Genomic DNA, 19,214 nt, shown 5'->3' on the forward strand with positions numbered 1-19,214 from the left:
TTGAATCCCCATTTACTTCTTATTGATGCGCTTAATTTAATTAGGCGCATCTATGCTGTTGATGCTAACCAAACGCATCACAGCGACGAACATATGTTAAAAGCATGCTGCGCTCGAGTAGCACATGCCTGCAAAAAACTCATAACAACCACTAATGCAACCCATGCAATTGCTGTATTTGATGGCGATAAAAGTTGGCGCTATCACTTTTACAAAGATTACAAACATTCGCGCGCCCCGATGCCACAAACGTTAAAAGAAGCCTTGCCACATTTTAAAGCGGCCATTGAAGAAACCGGCATTGTGGTATTTGAGCCGACTAACGATGAAGCCGATGATATTATTGCAACATTAGCCCATAAAGCCGCCAACAATCAGATAAATAACACTATTGTCTCTACCGATAAAGGGTTTTTACCGCATTTAAATGAGCAAATTGAAGTTTATGATTACTTTAAAAAACAACAGCTCACACAGCAGCATATCCAAGAACGTTTTGGCGTGGCACAACACAAACTCATAGACTTTTGGGCCCTGGCAGGAGACAAAACCAATGACATTCCAGGTGTTAAAGGCATTGGTGTTAAATCGGCACAACAATTGGTGAATCAGTACAACACTCTCGAAGAGGCATTAAGCGATGAATCATTAAGTGCGCGCTTACAAAAAAAGCTTGCTGATGATATGGATATGTTTGTTATTTCTAAACAACTGGTGAGTTTGCGTACTGATATCCACTTAGGCTTTAGTTTAAAGCAGTTAAGGCTTAATTAGTCGCAAGTTAATGGCACTGAACGATCGCAATACGTATACTAGTAATAGTTATATTGGTCTGGGTAGGCAATGTTTAAAAAGTTTTTTAGGTATTTGATATTGGGATTAGGTTTATATGCACTGATAGCCACGTCGGTTATTATGTTTTATAAAGACGATCCACAAGCAATGATTTGGCAAGACCGCGAAGCATTCAATAAACGCTATATTGAAAAACTGCGCTTAGAAGATGCTTTTACGCTAAATGCTGTGCTTGAATATTTAGGCAGCCCAGATTTAACCTACGCGAAGCGCGATGGTGAACAGGTGTGGCAAGTTATATTTTATCGTACACAACATAAAACCTCGGATGGCATTACCACCATGGATGAATGTACCGGGTTATTATTTAAAAACGGCCAACTAATAATGTGGGGCCCAAGTGCTTATGAAAAATACCTTGAGCAAAATGATGGAACAATTTAATGGAAGCACCACTGTCGGGTAACCTAAAAAAGCTACTCGAAAGCACACAGTTGCTTTTAGGTTCACATAATAATAAAAACCAGTGGCATACTTTTTACCCGATTGTTTGTAAACTTGCAGAACAATACGCAGCGTTATATAAACAAAACCCAGCGGCGTTACAAGCTCAGCTCAATTTGTATAAAACACACTATAGCTTTGCAACCAATTTAGTGGTTAATCAATGTGTTTTAACCTGTGCATTAAGTGCTAGCCAAAATTACGATAAACACTTAACAGAGCTTTATATCAGTGCCTCATTGGTGGAACACCTTTGTGTTGCTAATCAGTTGAATAAACTAGCCCAACAGCAAACATTTACTAATACCGACACTAAAATGTGGCAGTTACGCCATAAACTCGCTGCCAAAGTGATATTGACATCACAACAACCAGCACATCAAATTGCCCATATTTTAGCTAAACTAGCCAAATACAAACACGCATTATTAAACACGCCTAAAGTCATGCTTTATGACGGAGCCAGTGTATTGGTTGCTTTGGCAAATATTTTGGCGCTTAACGTAACCTGCAACGCAAAACAGCAGCATATTAGTTTTTATAAAGCCATAGCTGATTTGTACATAAGAACCCCCAACTCATTCGCACAGAAGCTACTAAAAGACTTAGTAGCACACGTTGGACAATATGTACCAGGTAGCCAAGTGGTTTATGCTGACCAAACAATGATTTATTTGGCTACAGATTCGGCAGGCCGTCATATTATCGTTAATAATGCCAATACAAAAATGGCCTGGTATCGAATAAAAGCATCATTAGAGGATGGCTTAAAGGCATGGCCGTGTAATGACGATCGCTTGTTTTTAAAAGTTTGGGACAGTGAATACCTGCATATTGTTCATAAGAGTGACGACACACAGTCCTCTTTGTACGAATTAGTTAAACAAATAAAAAACCAACAAGAGTACAATTACAAAGCATTAAATACATTACTTACCCCTTATCCTAATGTTATAAAATCAGTGTGCCATGCAGTAAAACAGTATAATAAAGAGCTGCAACCGGCAAAAGATTTAAGGCATAGCTTGTCTATGGTAGGTTACGATAAGGCCCCTGCGATTATTCAAGGCATGGTTTTTGAGCAGTTGGTAAATAGTATTGCCCATCCTTTACATACATTTTTGTGTACCCGCATGGGTTGTTTAGTCAACATTGTAGAGCTGTTAGTAAAACACGATAAAAATTTGCAAAGTGAACGCATTAGTTTGAGCCTATATGCCTATTTATATTATCTATTAATTAATTACAGCCCAGAAGTTTCTAGAAAAATCACCTTAGACCAAACACCGAATAAATCCTTAGATACGCCAATATGCACATTTTTTGGCATAAACAATGTTGATACCCCTCATTTAACTAATGAGCTTAATGAATTACTTAGTAGCGACCCCTGGGCAATAGCGTTATTAAAAGCTGAAACATTGCCTAAAAAGCAGCTCGATGATAGCGCTAAGTTGTGGGCAGCTTTGAAAGTTGTAGCCCAGCGCGCACTTAAACCTGACCAACCATTAACAGCATGGCAACAGCAGATATTAAATCAACAACTCACCCGCCATGGCTGGAAAAGTGAGGTCATTTTTTATCAATCCCTGCAGCAATTAGGTCTGCATAATAGTATTTAGCTGGCTTATTATCACTATAAATTAAAGTTATACCCTGTATTTGCAGTATAAACTGGCAAAATGTTCAATAAATTGGTATAAATGCCGGCTTAAATTTAGCACCCCTGTCATATAAGTAGTCTAAACTCTGTGAGTATTTTTTATTTATGTGTGTATCCAAATCTTTAAAGGAAAAGTTCATGGCCAAACAAACCATAACAGTGATCAAAGGCGACGGCATCGGCCCAAGCATTATCGACTCAGCACTTGAAATACTAAAAGCCGCAGGATGCGATTTTGATTATGAATTTGTTGACGCTGGCCTCGCTGCGCTTGAAAAAACGGGCGAATTGCTTCCACAAGAAACAATTGACACGATTGCTAAAAATAAAATCACTTTAAAAGGTCCATTAACGACCCCTGTAGGCGAAGGCTTTACATCAATCAATGTAACACTTCGTAAGCAGTTTGGTTTATACGCTAATGTTCGTCCTGTGAAGTCGTTCGCAGGTACTAAAGCACGTTACGATGACATTGATATTATTACTGTTCGTGAAAATACCCAAGGTATGTATTCAGGTGCAGGTCAAGTAGTGAGTGCTGATGGCAACGAAGCTGAGGCAATGTCTGTGATCACCCGTGAAGGCGCTGAAAAAATCGTTACTTTTGCATACGAGCTAGCTGTACGCGAAGGCCGTAAAAAAGTAACCGCTGTTCATAAAGCAAATATTTTAAAATCAACATCGGGTTTGTTCTTAAAAGTTGCTCGTGAAGTGGCTGAACGTTACCCTGAGATTGAATCAACTGAAATGATTGTTGATGCAACCTGTATGAAACTAGTAATGACACCGGAAGAGTTTGACGTAATTGTAACGACTAACCTATTCGGCGATATTTTATCTGATTTATGTGCTGGTTTAGTTGGTGGTTTAGGCATGGCGCCTGGTGCTAACATTGGTGAAGATGCGGCTATCTTTGAAGCTGTTCACGGTAGCGCACCTGATATTGCAGGTAAAAACCTAGCAAACCCTACGTCAGTTATTTTAGCGTCTATTCAAATGCTAGAGCATTTAAATATGGGCGATACGGCAGAGCGCATTCGTAGCGCAGTGGCTGATGTAATTAAATCAGGCGACCGTACTACTCGCGATTTAGGCGGCAGCCATGGTACAACTGACTTCACTCAGTCGGTAATCGACCGTCTGTAACAGTATAATTGAATTATAAAGCCAACATCTGTTGGCTTTTTTTATGCCTGCTCAAAACCGCTTGTATCACTTTAATGTAATTAATGTGTATTTAAGCTCCCTACTCCTTAAAATTAAAAATGCATAATTTCTGCTTTTAATGTGAGAATACTTTACATCAATTAGAATTTAAGATTAAAAAAGATATAAAAATGAATTTTTAATCCAAAAACGTTAGTTTTGGGTTGACATGAGCGCGCAAAAGCCTTAAAAATAACCACATACAAAAATTGTAATTTAAACAGCATTTTATTTTAAAGAGCAAAACATCATGAACACACAATTTCGTCTTTTAGTCTTACTCGTACTGGTCTTAGTGATAAGCCCAGCGGGGATGTATTAAAAGGTGAAATATGCTTTTTAAAACCCTCGCACTACGCGGGGGTTTTTTTTTGCATAAATCAGTCAACAGAGGAATGAGGATGAGTAAACAAGAATATAATGGCTCTGAATTGGTTGTTAAGTCATTAAAAGAGTTAAACGTTAAGTATATATTCGGTTACCCCGGTGGCTCAGTATTAGACTTATATGATGCGCTATTTCAGCAAGATGATATTGAACATATTTTAGTCCGTCACGAACAGGCCGCCACACACATGGCCGATGGTTACGCAAGAGCAACCGGTGAAGTCGGTGTTGTACTTGCCACTTCTGGACCAGGGGCAACAAACTGTGTAACAGGCATAGCAACTGCGTATATGGATTCTATTCCGATGGTGGTGTTATCAGGTCAAGTGCCAACCAACTTAATTGGCGATGACGCGTTTCAAGAAACGGATATTGTTGGCTGCTCTCGTCCGATTGTAAAGCATAGCTTTAATTGTAGAAGCGCTAGTGAAATTCCCAATATTCTTGCTAAAGCCTTTTATATTGCCAGCTCAGGTCGCCCAGGCCCAGTTGTCGTTGAACTTCCTAAAGACATGCTTAACCCTGAGCTAACCTTTGCTTACAACTTTCCAGCGGCAACAGAACTCAGAACCTACAACCCTAATACCAAGGGTCACTCTAAACAAATTCGTAAGGCCGTTACTGCTATTTTAGAAGCGAAAAAGCTGGTTATTTATTCTGGTGGCGGAATTGTGCTTTCAAATACATCAGAACAACTAACCCATTTAGTCGAATCGCTTAATGCCCCTATTACCAATACCCTAATGGGACTAGGTGGTATATCAGGCATTCACCCTAACTTTATTGGTATGTTGGGTATGCACGGTACATTAGAAGCAAATAAAGCCATGGCCAATGCTGATGTTATTTTAGCCCTTGGCGCACGATTCGATGATCGAGTTACCAATAACGTACAAAAGTTTTGCCCTAATGCCACTATCGTGCATGTAGATGTCGATCCGACTTCAATTTCCAAAACCATAAAAGCACATATTCCGGTTGTTGGCTGTTTAGCCACGGTACTTGAACAGTTACAAACTGCTATAGATAAAAGCCCAATAAAAATAGACCGCAGTGCACAAGAAGATTGGTGGCGACAGGTGATCAGTTGGCGCGAACAAAAATGCTTAAACTACAATACCGATGGCGATAAAATTAAACCTCAAGCAGTTATAGAGGCTATTTATAAAGCGACTAATGGTGATGCTTATGTCAGTTCAGATGTGGGCCAACACCAAATGTTTGCAGCGCAGTATTATCCATTTAAGCACCCTCGTCAGTGGATCAACTCAGGTGGCTTAGGCACCATGGGCTTTGGCTTACCAGCAGCTATGGGGGTTAAGCTCGCCTTTCCGGATAAAGAGTCTTTATGTGTGACTGGCGACGGCTCTATTCAAATGAACATTCAAGAGCTTTCTACCTGTTTACAATACAACTTAGCGGTAAAAGTGATCTCGTTAAATAACCGTTCACTAGGTATGGTTAGACAATGGCAAGATATGATTTATGGCGGCAGACACTCCTCTTCCTATATGGAATCACTTCCTGACTTTGTAAAACTTGTAGAAAGTTACGGCCATGTAGGAATACGAGTCAATACACTGGATGAATTACAGCCGGCAATAGACAAAGCCATGTCGATAACCGATAGATTAGTGTTTTTAGATATTTTAGTAGACGAAAAAGAACATGTTTACCCGATGCAAATTAAGCACGGTGGCATAGATGAGATGTGGTTAAGAAAAGGAGTAAAGGCATAATGCGTCGTATATTATCTATATTATTAGAAAATGAACCCGGTGCGTTATCACGTATAGTGGGGCTTTTTTCTCAACGAGCTTACAATATTGATAGTTTAACTGTTGGAACCACTGATGATGAGTCACTCTCGCGTATTACTGTCACCACTAAAGGCGATGATAGAATTGTTGAGCAAATCACCAAACAGGTAAATAAACTGGTCGATGTACTTAAGGTGATTGATTTAACCGAAATGAGCCACATAGAGCGCGAACTGTTACTAGTAAAAGTATTTGCTCAAGATGAAGCTACGCGAGCTGCTGTAACGCGGGTTGTAGATGTATTTCAGGGCGCTATTTTAGGTATGGGGCGTCAAAGTTACAGCCTACAGTTGGTAAGCAGCACCGATAAAATAGAGTCGTTTTTAGATACCTTACGTCATGAAACAGACATTATAGAAGTGGTTCGCTCTGGCGCGGTCGGCATTGGTCGCGGAGATAAGGCGCTTAAAGCTAAATAAGCGTTAAATTTACGGCAAAAAAAAAAGGGCTTAATAGCCCTTTTATTATTTTTATAAACCTAAACCTTATAGGTTTACTTGGTCTTTAAGACCTTTACCTGGTTTAAAGCTTGGAATAGTCGCTGCTGAAATTTGGATTTCTGCACCTGTTTGTGGGTTACGACCTGTGCGAGCAGCACGTTCTTTAACTGAAAAAGTACCAAAACCAACTAATGCAACAGAGTTGCCTTCTTTTAGTGAAGAAGTTACAGCGCCTGTGAATGCATCAAGTGCACGTGTAGCGGCTGCTTTAGAGATTTCTGCGTCAGTAGAGATTTTTTCAACTAGTTGAGCTTTGTTCATTATTAGATTCCTATTCGTTATTATTTTGCCTTCGCAAATCCTATCTTTATGCATTTTCGAAGAGTTAGCAACAGCAAATTACGTTTTTTATCTAAAATACTAAAAAATTAGTAAAATTATAATAATTCACTGTAAAATACAGCGAGTTGGGTTAACAAAAACTTAATTTAAGCACAAATATAGTGCAGCTATGCACTGTGATGAGTCGCTATATTTTTTCTATTACTAAGGTCACTTCCCCGACCTCAACGCCAAACTTAACAATAGATGTGCGGTTTATCAAGCGCGTGTTGGTGACTAAATACATCCAATCATCAAAGTTAACTTCAAAAGTGCTGCCATCGTAAGGAATTTCTACATTGTAGTTCCAATGAAAAACACTGCCTTCACTTTTGCCTGTGGCCGTGCCTAAAACATCAGAAGCAGTACCGGTTAACGTGTTGTCGTCGTTTAAGGTTATTTTCCAAATACGTTTTTGGGTTTCGCCGTCATCATAAACGAAGTCTTCCTCAATAACGCCTTGGTTGCCATCCCACGTAGCGCTCAAGTCTACAACAAGCTTTCGGGTTAATTCGCCTTTAAAGTCTTGTACAACACCGTAGGCTTTTAAATCGCCGCTAAAAAAAGTCTTAAAATCGAAATTAGGTTCTGAGCCTTTGTAATGCTCTACACTCGGCGCTGAACAACTTGCAATAAAGAAGCTTACTACCAGTAGCAAAGTTACTTTGATACGTTTTAGATTAATCATATTAAATCCCTAAAAGTTGATTTCTAATCGATGGTTCTGAGGTGTTCTCACTTAGCCAAATAGCTAAGAAGTCATCTGCAAAAGTGGTGTCTTCTATGCGGCCTATTTCATTGTCATTGTGAAAGAAAATACTGTGTCCTTGCTGATCGGTCAGTAAGGTTAACGATTCACCCTTTTTAATGTCTGGCCATATGGCTAATAATTTATCTGCATAGCGAGCTGATAATTGTGATTTACCTAAATGTTGCCATTGCTCTTTAGTGGCTTTTACAATGTCTTTAGCATCAAAGTCGCGCAGGTAAGTTAAAGTAAATTTAACCGGCGTTTGCTTGGGACTATAAGATCCAGAGGGAGTAAAAAGCGTTGCATCATAAACATCCCAAAAAAGGTATTCCATACGTGCCTCGCCCACTTTGTTAAACTGGGTATCAGCATAAGCAGCATGGTTAAACAGGGCATAAATTAGTACTAAATTTAAAAGCGTTTTCATAATCAGCTCCAAGCAGTAAATACAATTGTTTTATTGCTTAATAAACGCGCCAATTTTACCGTTAATAAATAAAATAACGCTAAACGTTGCAGCCCATAAAGCACCGTATAAAGGCCAAAATTGCCATAGCGGCAAGCCGAGTTCTAACACGTCGAATCGCGCCCCCGCCCAGTAACTTCCTGGTGCAAACGCTAAACATACAATAAACGCTTGCCAAGGTTTGAGGGTTGTTAAAAACGACATTGAGGTGTTAATACATAGCAATAAAGCAGCCCATAAAAACACTAACCAAAGCGGAAATGGCGCTACTTTAAATTCAATCAGACCGAACTTAACCGCGATAAATTCACTTAGTAAGGCTAGTGGTAAGCACTTTAGAAGCAAAAAAGCATCCTGTTTTTTTTGCGCTGACAAATAAAACATTAATGCAATGACTACTGTTGAATAGACAATTGAATGCTGTTCAAGCAGTAGGCATAAAAACCACACTACTTGAAACAGTACAAAATTAATAAGCGAGTGCAATCTCATCATTACTACTCGTAAAACGGGGTTTGCGTGCCATTAAATGCACGGTACTTGTTGCGCGAGTTCTAAATGCGCCCTCGCAATAAGCAAAGTAAAATAGCCATAAACGATAAAATCGCTCATCAAATTTATTACTATCGAGGTTTGGCCAACTTGCAATGAAACGATCTCGCCAATCAGCAAGGGTTCTTGCGTAGTGAGCACCAATATCGCTAACTGTGTGGATATTCATATCGGTATGATTTTTTATTTGCTCACTCATTTCGTTGAGCGAAGGCAAACACCCACCAGGGAAAATATATTGCTGAATAAAGTCAGAATTTTTTAAATAATGCTGGTAACGCTGGTCGCTAATTGTAATTGCTTGAATAAGCATAGCACCGTCGTCTTTTAATAGCTGACCGCACTGAGTGAAAAAACTAGGCAAGTACTCATGACCAACCGCTTCTATCATCTCAATTGATACTAGCTTATCGTATTTACCGGTTAGTAAACGGTAATCTTGTTTGAGTAAAGTTATTTTGTTTTCAAGCCCAAGCTCTTTAATTTTATTTGCAACATAATCGTGCTGTTCATCAGAGATGGTAGTGGTTGTTACATGGCAGTCGTAGTGAGTAGCCGCATAAATCGCAAATGCTCCCCAACCTGTACCAATTTCAATGACGGTGTCGCCTTGTTGTAACTCGACTTGTTCACAAATACGCTGTAGTTTGTATTGCTGTGCTTGCTCAAGGGTGGCGTCTTTACTTGGGTATACGGCACTTGAATAAAGCATTTCTTTGCTTAAAAAAGACTCGTATAAGTCATTGCCTAAGTCGTAGTGTGCAACAATATTCTTTTTAGAGCCCGAGTGAGAGTTTTTATTTTTAATGTGGTTTATACGATGAGCAATGTTACTAAAAAAAGCGAATTTCTTTTCAAATGCGTCTAGTTGGTCTTGGTTAATTGCAAAAATTTCTATCAACCGAGTTAAGTTATCACACTGCCACTGCCCTAATATGTAAGATTCTCCCGCGCCAATACTTCCCGAGAGCGCAAATGCTTTATACATAGCAGTATCATTAACGGTTACCGTTACTTTAAGCTCTGATGACGTATCGCCAAATACAGACTGCTGATTATTGTCTACAAGCACTATTTGGCCTGTTTCAATAGACGAGAACGCTTTGAATACTAACTTCTTGTATAAGTTAGTAAACCAACTTGTGCGTTCTTGAACGCGTAAGCTCGATACCTTTTCCATACACTTACCTATATTATTGTTATTACTTGTTAAACAACATAAATTAATAAAAAATTATGATCTACCTGAATGACCTAAAAATGGGACTTTTTTTACAAACAGTTTAAATGCCTGATAGTAAATACCTTTGAAAATAGACCATGTCATTGCTGGAAAACGCTTAAGCAATTTACTCATTTGTGCTGTGCAGAGTGTTTGACGCTGTAACCTTAGTGATGCGTCAAAAAGTAATTCGTCATCGCGCTTATTTTCTATACGTATCAGTATATTGTCTTGCTTTTGTCGAACAGTCCAATGGTAGTTCATATCTAAGTTCATGAAAGGTGATACGGAAAAAACTTTCTTAAAGTTCACTTTTTTTTGTAGTGGAACCAAGTAGTAATGTCGTTCATTCCATGGGGTATTACTCACCTCAGCGACCATGTAGCTAAATTGATTATCATCATGGCCAAAAAAATAAAAATTAACGGGGCTAAAGTAAATACCCAAGCAGCGTAACTGCCCTAACATATAAACATGACTGAACTTTTCTGTAACCCCTAGCGCAGCTAACTGAGCGTGAGCACGCTCTACAATGGGGTTATTGTCAGTATTCGGCAATCCTTTCAAATAATCAGACTGTTTAAATTTTAAAGCCTTAAATCCTGTGGTACCAAGTTGTTTATGTACCCCGTTAAGTGCTTCGATGTTATTTAAGTCAACCCACATCATATAAAGCGGGTAATTAAACGCGTGGTGTTTAACAGCAAAACGGCGATGTTTAACATCGCCTAAATACACTGCATTAGTCAAACTCTACTCCAAGTTGCTTGGCCACATCAACGGCGCTGCGCACACCATCCTCATGAAAACCGTTGTACCAATACGCTCCGCAAAAGTACGTGTTATTTTGTCCATCAACGGTATGTTTTTGCTGTTGGGCGGCAATAGACTCTTGGTTAAATACAGGATGATGATAGGTAAATTCACGTAAAATTTTACTCTGATTAATACCTTCTAAGTGGTTCAAGGTAACGCAGAACTGTGTATCTGATTTGATCCCTTGAAGTATATTCATTTGATACGTAACCACCGCCGCTTTATCGGTATTATTATTAAGCAAATAATTCCAACTTGCCCATGCGGCTTTTCTATCCGGTAATAATGATTCATCAGTGTGAAGTACTACTGAATTTTCTGTGTACGGGATAGCACCCAAAACAGTGGTTTCTTGCTCACAAGGATCGCCAAGCAAAGCTAAAGCTTGATCAGAGTGACAGGCAAAAATGACTTTATCAAACTGTGCTTGCTGATCATCTGCAAAGGTAATTGTTACGCCTTCTGCGTTTCTAGTGACAGACTTAATGTGACTGTTAAGTTTTATATTGTCGGCAAAACCGGCAATTAAAGGCTTAATGTATTCTCGCGAGCCACCGGGAATAACGTACCATTGAGGTCTATTGGCAATGTCTAGCAAACCATGGTTGAAGAAAAACTTTACAAAAAACTCAACCCCTACATTTTCCATTTCTTTAATGCTAGTAGACCAAATGGCAGCACCCATAGGTAAAATGTAGTGGTATTTAAAGAAATCATTAAAACGATGTTGTTGTAATAATTGACCTAGTGATTGCTCTGTGTAGTGACCTTTTGCGTGCAAAGCCTTACATAACTTATTAAAACGCACGATGTCATACAATAAACGCCAAAATTTAGGTCTAACTATATTTCTGCGCTGAGCAAATAAACTACTAAATGTATGCCCATTGTATTCAAAGCCGGTTGCTTCGTTATGCACACTAAAACTCATTTGTGTCGGTTTACGTTTTACACCAATGCGTTCAAGCAACTTTTCAAAATAAGGGTACGTTCTATCATTAAATACAATAAACCCCGTATCTACCGCGTAATTAATACCGCTGTGCTCTACATCTACAGTTGCGGTGTGACCACCAATATAATCATTTTTTTCAAATAATGTGACATCGTAATGCTTGTGCAGTAAATGCCCGCAGGTTAAACCTGATACGCCAGTCCCAATTATTGCTATTTTTTTCAACGGGTTAATCCTTTTGCAATTTTAAGCCAAAGCGAAAGTGGCAATATTCGCAATGCTTTAAGTATAAGTGTAAAACGATAGGGGAAATGAACTTCTTTGCGGCGTTTAGCGACGCCTTTTATTATATAGTCAGCCGCTTTTTCGGCTGTAACAGCCATCGGCATAGGGAAATCATTTTTATCAGTTAAAGGGGTTTTTACAAAACCAGGGTGTACTAATGTCACATCAACATCGGTTAAATCTATCGCTAGGCTCTTAGCTAAATAACTAACGCCTGCCTTTGATGCGCCGTAGGCTTCTGAACGCGGTAATGGTAAATAAGTAACACTTGAACTAACCATCACTAATTGCCCGCCCGAGACTATTTTTGGCAAAAGTGCCTCTAAGCAGTAACCCATTGATAATAAATTAACATTAATAACGCGCTCAAATAAGGCGCTATCAAAATTACGTGCATCGTCAACATACTCGCAGTTGCCAGCATTGAGAATTACGCGGTCAAATTGAGTGTACCCTAACATTGCCGCTTTTATATCTTGTAAATTAGTGGCGTCAAATTGGCAGGTTTCTATGTTGTTGTGTTTACCTAGTTCAGCAAGTTTTTGCGTATTACGCCCGCAAGCGATCACTGTATCACCCTGCTCGGCATACTTAATAGCAAGTTGCTCACCAATACCCGACGTTGCACCTGTAATAAGGGTAATCATAGTTAACCAGCCCTTTTATCAATAAAATTAATGATATTACCTAGTAATGGGATATGCTTGTATAACAGCTCACCAGCATTAAAGTAATCTCGATGTTTTACAATCTTGTCGCCTTCAAATACCAACTTGCTGTGCCCTTGCACTGTGATGGTTTTACCGGCATTCAGTTTTGGGTGAGAGTAGTACATTGTCCAATACACAAATGCGTTATTATCGTTGGTAAATGAATCGGTTATGTCAAATCGACAATCCTTAACATTACTGTATAAACCACAAAAATAACGCCTTAAATCTTCTAGACCATTAATTTCGTGCAGCGGATCTATAAATTGTATATTTTTTGCATAAATTTCGGTTAATAACTCAAGGTTATTTTTATCAAGCTTTTGATATATTTCTACAAATTTATCGACTGATAATTGGTTATCCATATCACACCTTAAATGCATCTAAAGCCCTAGCTCGTGCTGCTTTATGATCAACAATTGCCGGCCAGTAACAGTGTTCACTTTGCCCCGTTGCCGCTAAATAGGTATGAGGAAAATGAATGTGTTTATCTGGGACTTTTTCTAATTCAGGCAGATATTTACGAATAAATTGACCACTTGGATCAAAGCGTTCACTTTGAGTAATAGGGTTAAACACTCTAAAATAAGGCTGTGCATCACAGCCTGTACTTGCCGCCCATTGCCAGCCGCCATTATTCGAGGCTAAATCACCATCAATAAGGTGCTGCATAAAAAACTGCTCGCCCTTACGCCAGTCGATTAAAAGATGTTTAGTTAAGAAACTTGCCACTACCATTCGCAAACGGTTGTGCATCCAACCAGTTTGCAATAGCTGTTGCATGGCAGCATCAACAAGTGGATAGCCAGTGCGGCCTTCACACCAAAGCTTAAACTCAGCCTCATTATCACGCCAAACAACACTATCGTACTTTTCGTTGAAATTAGCACCGCGCGATAATTTAGGAAATTCGGCAATGAGGTGTTTATAAAATTCACGCCAAATCAGCTCGTTCACCCACGTAAAGGTTTTACTTTTTGAGGTAGTCAAAATATCTGGATACTGCTGTTGTATGTTGACCATTAACTGCTTACTGCTAACAACCCCTAATGCTAAATATGGGCTTAAACCCGATGTTCCTTTTACACTAGGTATATCGCGTACATCATCATAACTTGCTAATTTATCATGGATAAAATTATCGACCACATTCGCTAAAGTGTCGTCATCAACCGGCCATTTTTTTGAACTGTCATCACTGCTGAGTAATTCACACGATTCAATATCAATAGGGTTTGAAGATAATGGCCACGGCGCCAAGCTAAAGTGAGTATCTTGATACTGTTTTAACCACGCCCGCTTAAAGGGCGTAAACACTTTATACATTTCATTGTTTTGTGTGCGTACACTGCCAACAGGTGCAATGATGTCACCTTCGTATAAAGTAAATGTTATTTGCTGTTGATCGCATTGCGCTTGAATCGCTTTATCTCTATTAAACTCATTAAGCTCATATTCTTTATTGGCTATTATGTGTTTAATCTCATACTGCTGACAAAAATCGAGAAGCTTAGTTTGGCAGTCTGTGAAATAAGGAGCCTCTATCACGTGTAAATTAATGCCATACTCAGCTAATTTTTCACGGATATAACTGACTCTGCGTTTTAGCAAATCAATTTGAATTGGTGCAGTGTTATGCTGTGCCCATTGTTTTTCGCACACAAAAAAAATGGTGTGTTTAGCACCATTATTTAACGCTTCAATAAGCGCTTCGTTTGAAAAAAGGCGCAAATCGCGCCTAAACCAAAATAGTGTATTCATTACAAACCGTAACGTAACTTTAATTCATTAGGATAAGGGTTAAAGTATATTTGCTTGCTTAAATATTCATTAGGATGAACCTTTAAATGATGCTTAAGCAAGGTTAGTGGTACATAAAGCGGTACCAACCCTTGGCGATATTCGTCTATTGCATCTCGCATTTCTTCTTTTTCGATTTTCGATAAATCTCTTTTGAAGTAACCTTGCAAGTGCATTAAAGTATTTGAATTGTTTTTTCTTGACGCAGGACGTTTCAACGCGGTCATTAAACCGAGAATATACTCATCGGCTAATGCGTTTATATCATCACCTAAATAAGTACCAAGCAAGTGGCCTAAGTCACGGTAAGCTTGATAGTTATGAGCCATCAACAAGTATTTGTATTGCGCGTGAAACTGAGTTAACCGATGAACTGTAATGGGTTCTTTCACTAACTGCTGCCAATTATGTAATGTATAAACACGCATAACAAAATTTTCGCGTAAATGAACGTCGTTCAAACGACCGTTTTCTTCACAGGGCAGTAATGGATTGTGTTTCATGATTTGTTCTGCAAAAAAACCAATCCCTTCAGAGGTGTTACCGGTTCCTGCTTCATTGTAAATTTTAACGCGCTCCATGCCGCAACTCGGGCTTTTAGCACAAAAAACAAACCCACTTAAATGACCAGCTTGCTCGGTGGCTATTTTTTTGCCGTATTCTGTTAGCTGAGGGCCAACATCACCTGTACCATCTGGACGACACACTTTAATAGTATCAGCAGTTCTTACTTGACGAATTGTCGGGCGCGGTATAGGTAAGCCAACCGCAACCTCAGGACAATACATTTTATATTCAACATGTTTTGCCAGCTCTTCCATACAAAAGTTAGATTTTTTGTGGCCGCTGTCAAATCTTACCTTTTCGCCTGCTAAGCAGGCGCTAATACCTATTTTTATTGTATCTGTTTGCATAGATTCTCTTAATAAATCAAGCTGCCAATTGGATTAAGCAACTTGCTAAGTCCTTTATTGAAATGTAGCGCACTACTGACTACAGTAAAGCACAAACATCCCTCTTTTGTTAAAGGAGTATGTTGATGACGGCCATCTTGCCAAATAAAATCACCTGGTACATAACTGCCTTCTTCATCTGTAAATTCGCCATCAAGAAGTAGCGTAACTTCAAAACCTGTATGTGTATGCTCAGGAATTTCACCGCCTGCGTCTATGTGCAATAAACTCGAGCGCAAATGCCCATCGTCAAGCGCTATACGTGAACGAGCAAGCTTACCTACTTGTGTAAATTTGCTATGAGAAATACGTGTTAATGCTCTTGGTAAGCTGTAATTATAGTCATTCACTTCAATAGTGACAGGTTCAACGGCATAAACTTCATCAATCGAATCGTCTGACGTGATTAATTCAAGCAACCCTGAGTCCGCTATATCGTCGCTTTGCTCATCGTTATTAACATTCATGTTGTCACTAAACACTGCTTTTGCATTACTTGCCTCGAGTTTTTCAACCTCAGCTTGGCATATTGGGCACATATCTACATGAATAGATACGGCTAAGCTTAGTGATGCGGGAAGTGTTGCTGCACAGTATTGTGTCAGTAGTGTTTCACTCGGGTGATGTTTAATCATGCTGATCTCCCATTTCATTACGTAATTTCTGCAAGGCTAAACGTAATCGTGATTTTACCGTGCCTACTGGAATGTTTAATTGTTGAGCAAGCTGCTCTTGCGACATATCTTGAAAGTAAACACCGCGTACCACTTCTCTTTGTGCTTGTGGCAGTTTATCTAGGTAGCGCTTAATTTGTTTATCTTCAAGGTGGTCACTGTATTCGTGATGTGTATCTTCTGATTCATTCAATAACGGCCAGATGTCTTCACTGATATTTTCTTCTTTGTTGCTTTTCATTTTTCGAAGCATATCAAAGGACGCATTACGCATTACCGTGTAAACCCACGTAGTGGCTGCGCCTTTGTCGCTGTTGTACAAATGCGCTTTTCGCCACACTGAAGTGAGCGTTTCTTGCACCAACTCCATTGCTTGGGCCTCTACACCAAACTGCTTAATGCCAAAGCGTTTGATCTTTGGTGCAAAATATTCAAACAAGTACGCGAAAGATTTTTTATCGCGAGATTGGGCTACATTAACTAATGCTTCCCTGAGTTCCGTACTTGGCGTTTCTGGCATGGCAGTATACTTACCTGTGTTAGGTTCACAACGTAATGTTTGTTGTTGACTTACCATAGTAAAATGTCCCGTTATAGCTTTTGTAAGTACCATTACGAGCTAAGAATGTAAGCGGATCAAAATTATTTTAGGCAAATTCGTTATTAATCACAGTATGGAGGAAATTCAGCAAGTTATCAAAATTAGTTTCAAATGCAAGTTGTTGTTTTTTCTCAATAGAAATAGGGAGAAGCTCAAGCCATCTGGCAACAATCCAAGTAAGTTGATTAAACTGGGTATGTTTATAAAGAGACTGTAGCTGTGGGTTATTAGAGAATACTTCTTCTAGTGCCACTTGAAGTAGTTGATGTTCACCAATGTCATGATTACTGCTATTGTACCAATAAGGTGTATTGCACGCAGAGACCTCGCCATGGCGTAACTCCTGTTCGTCTTGATACACGTTATCTAGTTGCACACTTTTTGATGCAAAAACATCAATCAACAGCATACCGCTTTCGTCTTGATCAAAATCAATAATATCCATTAAACACCCTTGGGCGCTTATATTAAATGGTGTGTCGTGTTCGAAGGTGCAAAGTACAAAACCGCTGTTTGTTTTTAATGCGTTTTTAACCATCGTCAAATAACGAGGCTCAAATATACGTAATCGCGTATAGCCTTCAGGTAATATAAAAATCGGTAATGGGAAAATCGCACGTTTCATAAAGTCTACTTCTTTCAAACACTCTGCCTTTATTTACGTGCGCTCTATTGAAGTCGATCAGCTTTAGTTACATCGATTGTTTTACCGTGTAAGTGCATTCGCTAATTAAACCTCGTTCCCACATTTTTTATCATGTAAGCGATGTAATATACACTCAGTACACTTGCCACTGGCGCCAACATCAGGGCTAACAATTCGAACTCGCTGTTCATCACTTATTCCCTATTTTTATTGCTTTTGTTGTGTTTTTACTACAAGTTGCTTTTCATCAATGCCACTATTATCAACAACTGGGTTGGTTTGTAGTAAACCATCTAAAATAGCTTGGGCATCAAAAGAAACGGCTTCTTTTACTGACTGTTCAAGTTCATGGGTTGCTTGTGATACATAAGTTGTCACCGTTTTAGTCAACATATCTGTAATATCTAAATCGACCTCTGTTGCATGTACTTGAGATGAACCTAATAAAAGTAAACTAGCCAGTGTCATGTTAATTGAAGTTTTCATAATGTTATTCCTTGTTTGTTTATTGGTTAATACACCTAGATACAATCAAGGGCTGTGCCATAAAGAAAAAAATTAATAAACCTTTGTTTTATAAAGATATAAAATAAAAATCTTAAGATTTATAAAATATGTGTTAGTTAATTTAACTAACAATTTAAAAAATATAACCAAATAGTAGTGTATTTTTTAACATACCGTAATCCATAAACTGGCAGCACCATGTCAATCAATTCTCAATTGATAATTTCAGCGCACACTTGTACACTAAACACCAAATTATAAGTGGTAAGATCTGTTATGTCTGTTGAAGCGCCCTATTCTAAAAAAGAAGAGCTATTAAATGTTGTTAGCCATGCTTTAGGTATTTTATTTGCTACGTTTGTAATTTGGGATTTATTTAATCAAGCTAACTCTGTAAAAGGTTACGCCAGCACAGTCGTTTATGGCAGCAGCTTATTTATTTTATTTTTGTCCTCTACACTTTATCACGCCAGTGTTCGCCCTAAATTAAGAGCGTTTTATAAAAAATGTGACCACTGTGCTATTTACATGCTTATTGCTGGCACATATACCCCTTTTTTATTACTCTCTTTGTCTGGGGTTTGGTCTTGGGCCACCTTGGTATTTATTTGGACAGTAGCTTTAGCCGGTGTTGCTTATAAACTGCTTGTTAAAAATGGCAATAAAAAAGTGTCACTCGCTACTTATTTATTAATGGGCTGGTTTGCACTGGCAATTATATACCCACTTTACTCAAACTTACCTATCAACGCACTATACTGGCTACTTACTGGCGGTTTATTTTATAGCGTGGGTACATTGTTTTACAGCGCTAAAAACACTCAATATAGCCACGCTATTTGGCATCTTTTTGTCATTGGCGGTTGTGTAAGTCATTATATTGCCATTACTCACTATGTGTATTAACTAAATACACATAGTGCCTTCCTAGCTAATCTCACAATGTAGCCTATTATTTTACTCAAGCTTTAGTAAATCACGGTGGTTATTTTAAAGTATAATTAAATCTCCCTAATGCTTTAGATGACTGTTTGCTATACTGTTTCAGGAACTTAAAACGCCATTGTTCTAAATGGA

22 protein-coding genes are annotated in these 19,214 nt (G+C 38.7%); 7 read left to right on the top strand and 15 right to left on the bottom strand.

Translation table 11 applies throughout. The features are described 5' to 3' along the window. The 6 genes from xni to ilvN all read left to right on the top strand — a co-directional run bounded on the left by xni (nt 1) and on the right by ilvN (nt 6,794). A complete protein-coding gene (gene xni, locus ABZP26_RS16545; RefSeq protein ID WP_013463270.1) occupies nt 1-774 on the top strand; it encodes a flap endonuclease Xni in 774 nt (257 codons plus the stop codon). 69 nt (nt 775-843) lie between these two features. Further along, nucleotides 844-1,239 (top strand): DUF3192 domain-containing protein, encoded by a 396-nt coding sequence (locus ABZP26_RS16550; RefSeq protein WP_024600863.1) that lies wholly within the window; start codon nt 844-846, stop codon nt 1,237-1,239. Continuing rightward, a complete protein-coding gene (locus ABZP26_RS16555; protein ID WP_215522192.1) occupies nt 1,239-2,921 on the top strand; it encodes a hypothetical protein in 1,683 nt (560 codons plus the stop codon). Before ABZP26_RS16550 ends, ABZP26_RS16555 begins: the two co-directional genes overlap by 1 nt. A 179-nt stretch (nt 2,922-3,100) precedes the next feature. Then, on the top strand, nt 3,101-4,108 hold the full coding sequence (locus ABZP26_RS16560) for an isocitrate dehydrogenase (protein WP_013463267.1): 1,008 nt from the start codon (nt 3,101-3,103) through the stop codon (nt 4,106-4,108). Between the two features lie 461 nt (nt 4,109-4,569). After that, nucleotides 4,570-6,294 (top strand): acetolactate synthase 3 large subunit, encoded by a 1,725-nt coding sequence (locus ABZP26_RS16565; RefSeq protein WP_013463266.1) that lies wholly within the window; start codon nt 4,570-4,572, stop codon nt 6,292-6,294. Further along, the gene (gene ilvN, locus ABZP26_RS16570) at nt 6,294-6,794 is read left to right on the top strand and encodes an acetolactate synthase small subunit (RefSeq protein WP_128583281.1); all 501 of its coding nucleotides are present in this window, start codon (nt 6,294-6,296) and stop codon (nt 6,792-6,794) included. Before ABZP26_RS16565 ends, ilvN begins: the two co-directional genes overlap by 1 nt. A gap of 66 nt (nt 6,795-6,860) precedes the next feature. On the opposite strand, the gene ABZP26_RS16575 is transcribed toward ilvN, so the two are convergent. From ABZP26_RS16575 to ABZP26_RS16645, 15 genes are all read right to left on the bottom strand, one after another. Beyond that, on the bottom strand, nt 6,861-7,136 hold the full coding sequence (locus ABZP26_RS16575) for an HU family DNA-binding protein (RefSeq protein ID WP_008112559.1): 276 nt from the start codon (nt 7,134-7,136) through the stop codon (nt 6,861-6,863). A gap of 208 nt (nt 7,137-7,344) precedes the next feature. After that, nucleotides 7,345-7,884, bottom strand: a complete 540-nt coding sequence (locus ABZP26_RS16580; protein ID WP_013463264.1) for a DUF3833 domain-containing protein — start codon at nt 7,882-7,884, stop codon at nt 7,345-7,347. A 1-nt stretch (nt 7,885) separates the two neighbouring features. Further along, on the bottom strand, nt 7,886-8,374 hold the full coding sequence (locus tag ABZP26_RS16585) for a chalcone isomerase family protein (RefSeq protein ID WP_013463263.1): 489 nt from the start codon (nt 8,372-8,374) through the stop codon (nt 7,886-7,888). Nucleotides 8,375-8,404: 30 nt separating this feature from the next. Further along, complete coding sequence (locus ABZP26_RS16590; RefSeq protein ID WP_028834799.1) at nt 8,405-8,905, bottom strand: DUF2878 domain-containing protein; 501 nt, start codon at nt 8,903-8,905, stop codon at nt 8,405-8,407. Further along, the gene (locus tag ABZP26_RS16595) at nt 8,883-10,145 is read right to left on the bottom strand and encodes a cyclopropane-fatty-acyl-phospholipid synthase family protein (protein ID WP_033104221.1); all 1,263 of its coding nucleotides are present in this window, start codon (nt 10,143-10,145) and stop codon (nt 8,883-8,885) included. Before ABZP26_RS16595 ends, ABZP26_RS16590 begins: the two co-directional genes overlap by 23 nt. A 54-nt stretch (nt 10,146-10,199) precedes the next feature. Further along, entirely contained in the window at nt 10,200-10,937 is a 738-nt protein-coding gene (locus ABZP26_RS16600) for a DUF1365 domain-containing protein (RefSeq protein WP_036954815.1), read from the bottom strand. Next, nucleotides 10,930-12,183, bottom strand: a complete 1,254-nt coding sequence (locus ABZP26_RS16605) for an NAD(P)/FAD-dependent oxidoreductase (protein ID WP_036954817.1) — start codon at nt 12,181-12,183, stop codon at nt 10,930-10,932. Before ABZP26_RS16605 ends, ABZP26_RS16600 begins: the two co-directional genes overlap by 8 nt. Then, nucleotides 12,180-12,890, bottom strand: coding sequence for an SDR family NAD(P)-dependent oxidoreductase (locus ABZP26_RS16610; protein WP_368485757.1), 711 nt, complete (start codon nt 12,888-12,890; stop codon nt 12,180-12,182). Before ABZP26_RS16610 ends, ABZP26_RS16605 begins: the two co-directional genes overlap by 4 nt. 2 nt (nt 12,891-12,892) lie before the next feature. Further along, nucleotides 12,893-13,321: a nuclear transport factor 2 family protein gene (locus tag ABZP26_RS16615; RefSeq protein WP_013463257.1), complete on the bottom strand. Its 429-nt coding sequence runs from the start codon at nt 13,319-13,321 to the stop codon at nt 12,893-12,895. Between the two features lies 1 nt (nt 13,322). Further along, entirely contained in the window at nt 13,323-14,717 is a 1,395-nt protein-coding gene (phrB, locus tag ABZP26_RS16620; protein WP_368485758.1) for a deoxyribodipyrimidine photo-lyase, read from the bottom strand. Next, entirely contained in the window at nt 14,717-15,670 is a 954-nt protein-coding gene (locus ABZP26_RS16625) for a DUF523 and DUF1722 domain-containing protein (RefSeq protein ID WP_024600872.1), read from the bottom strand. The genes phrB and ABZP26_RS16625 overlap by 1 nt, the downstream gene beginning before the upstream one ends. An 8-nt stretch (nt 15,671-15,678) precedes the next feature. Beyond that, complete coding sequence (locus tag ABZP26_RS16630; RefSeq protein WP_013463254.1) at nt 15,679-16,344, bottom strand: ChrR family anti-sigma-E factor; 666 nt, start codon at nt 16,342-16,344, stop codon at nt 15,679-15,681. Continuing rightward, nucleotides 16,337-16,960, bottom strand: coding sequence for a sigma-70 family RNA polymerase sigma factor (locus ABZP26_RS16635; RefSeq protein WP_013463253.1), 624 nt, complete (start codon nt 16,958-16,960; stop codon nt 16,337-16,339). Before ABZP26_RS16635 ends, ABZP26_RS16630 begins: the two co-directional genes overlap by 8 nt. A gap of 70 nt (nt 16,961-17,030) precedes the next feature. Next, nucleotides 17,031-17,609, bottom strand: a complete 579-nt coding sequence (locus ABZP26_RS16640; RefSeq protein WP_368485759.1) for an LON peptidase substrate-binding domain-containing protein — start codon at nt 17,607-17,609, stop codon at nt 17,031-17,033. Between the two features lie 228 nt (nt 17,610-17,837). Beyond that, nucleotides 17,838-18,116, bottom strand: a complete 279-nt coding sequence (locus ABZP26_RS16645; RefSeq protein WP_013463251.1) for a hypothetical protein — start codon at nt 18,114-18,116, stop codon at nt 17,838-17,840. Nucleotides 18,117-18,413: 297 nt separating this feature from the next. On the opposite strand from ABZP26_RS16645, the gene ABZP26_RS16650 reads away from it, so the two are divergent. Beyond that, nucleotides 18,414-19,043 carry a hemolysin III family protein gene (locus tag ABZP26_RS16650; protein WP_064663039.1) on the top strand — a complete coding sequence of 210 codons (630 nt, stop codon included), beginning with the start codon at nt 18,414-18,416 and terminating at the stop codon, nt 19,041-19,043. The last annotated feature ends 171 nt before the right edge of the window (nt 19,044-19,214 follow it).

The sequence above is a fragment of the Pseudoalteromonas sp. SD03 genome (assembly GCF_040937955.1).
GTDB lineage: Bacteria > Pseudomonadota > Gammaproteobacteria > Enterobacterales > Alteromonadaceae > Pseudoalteromonas > Pseudoalteromonas tetraodonis.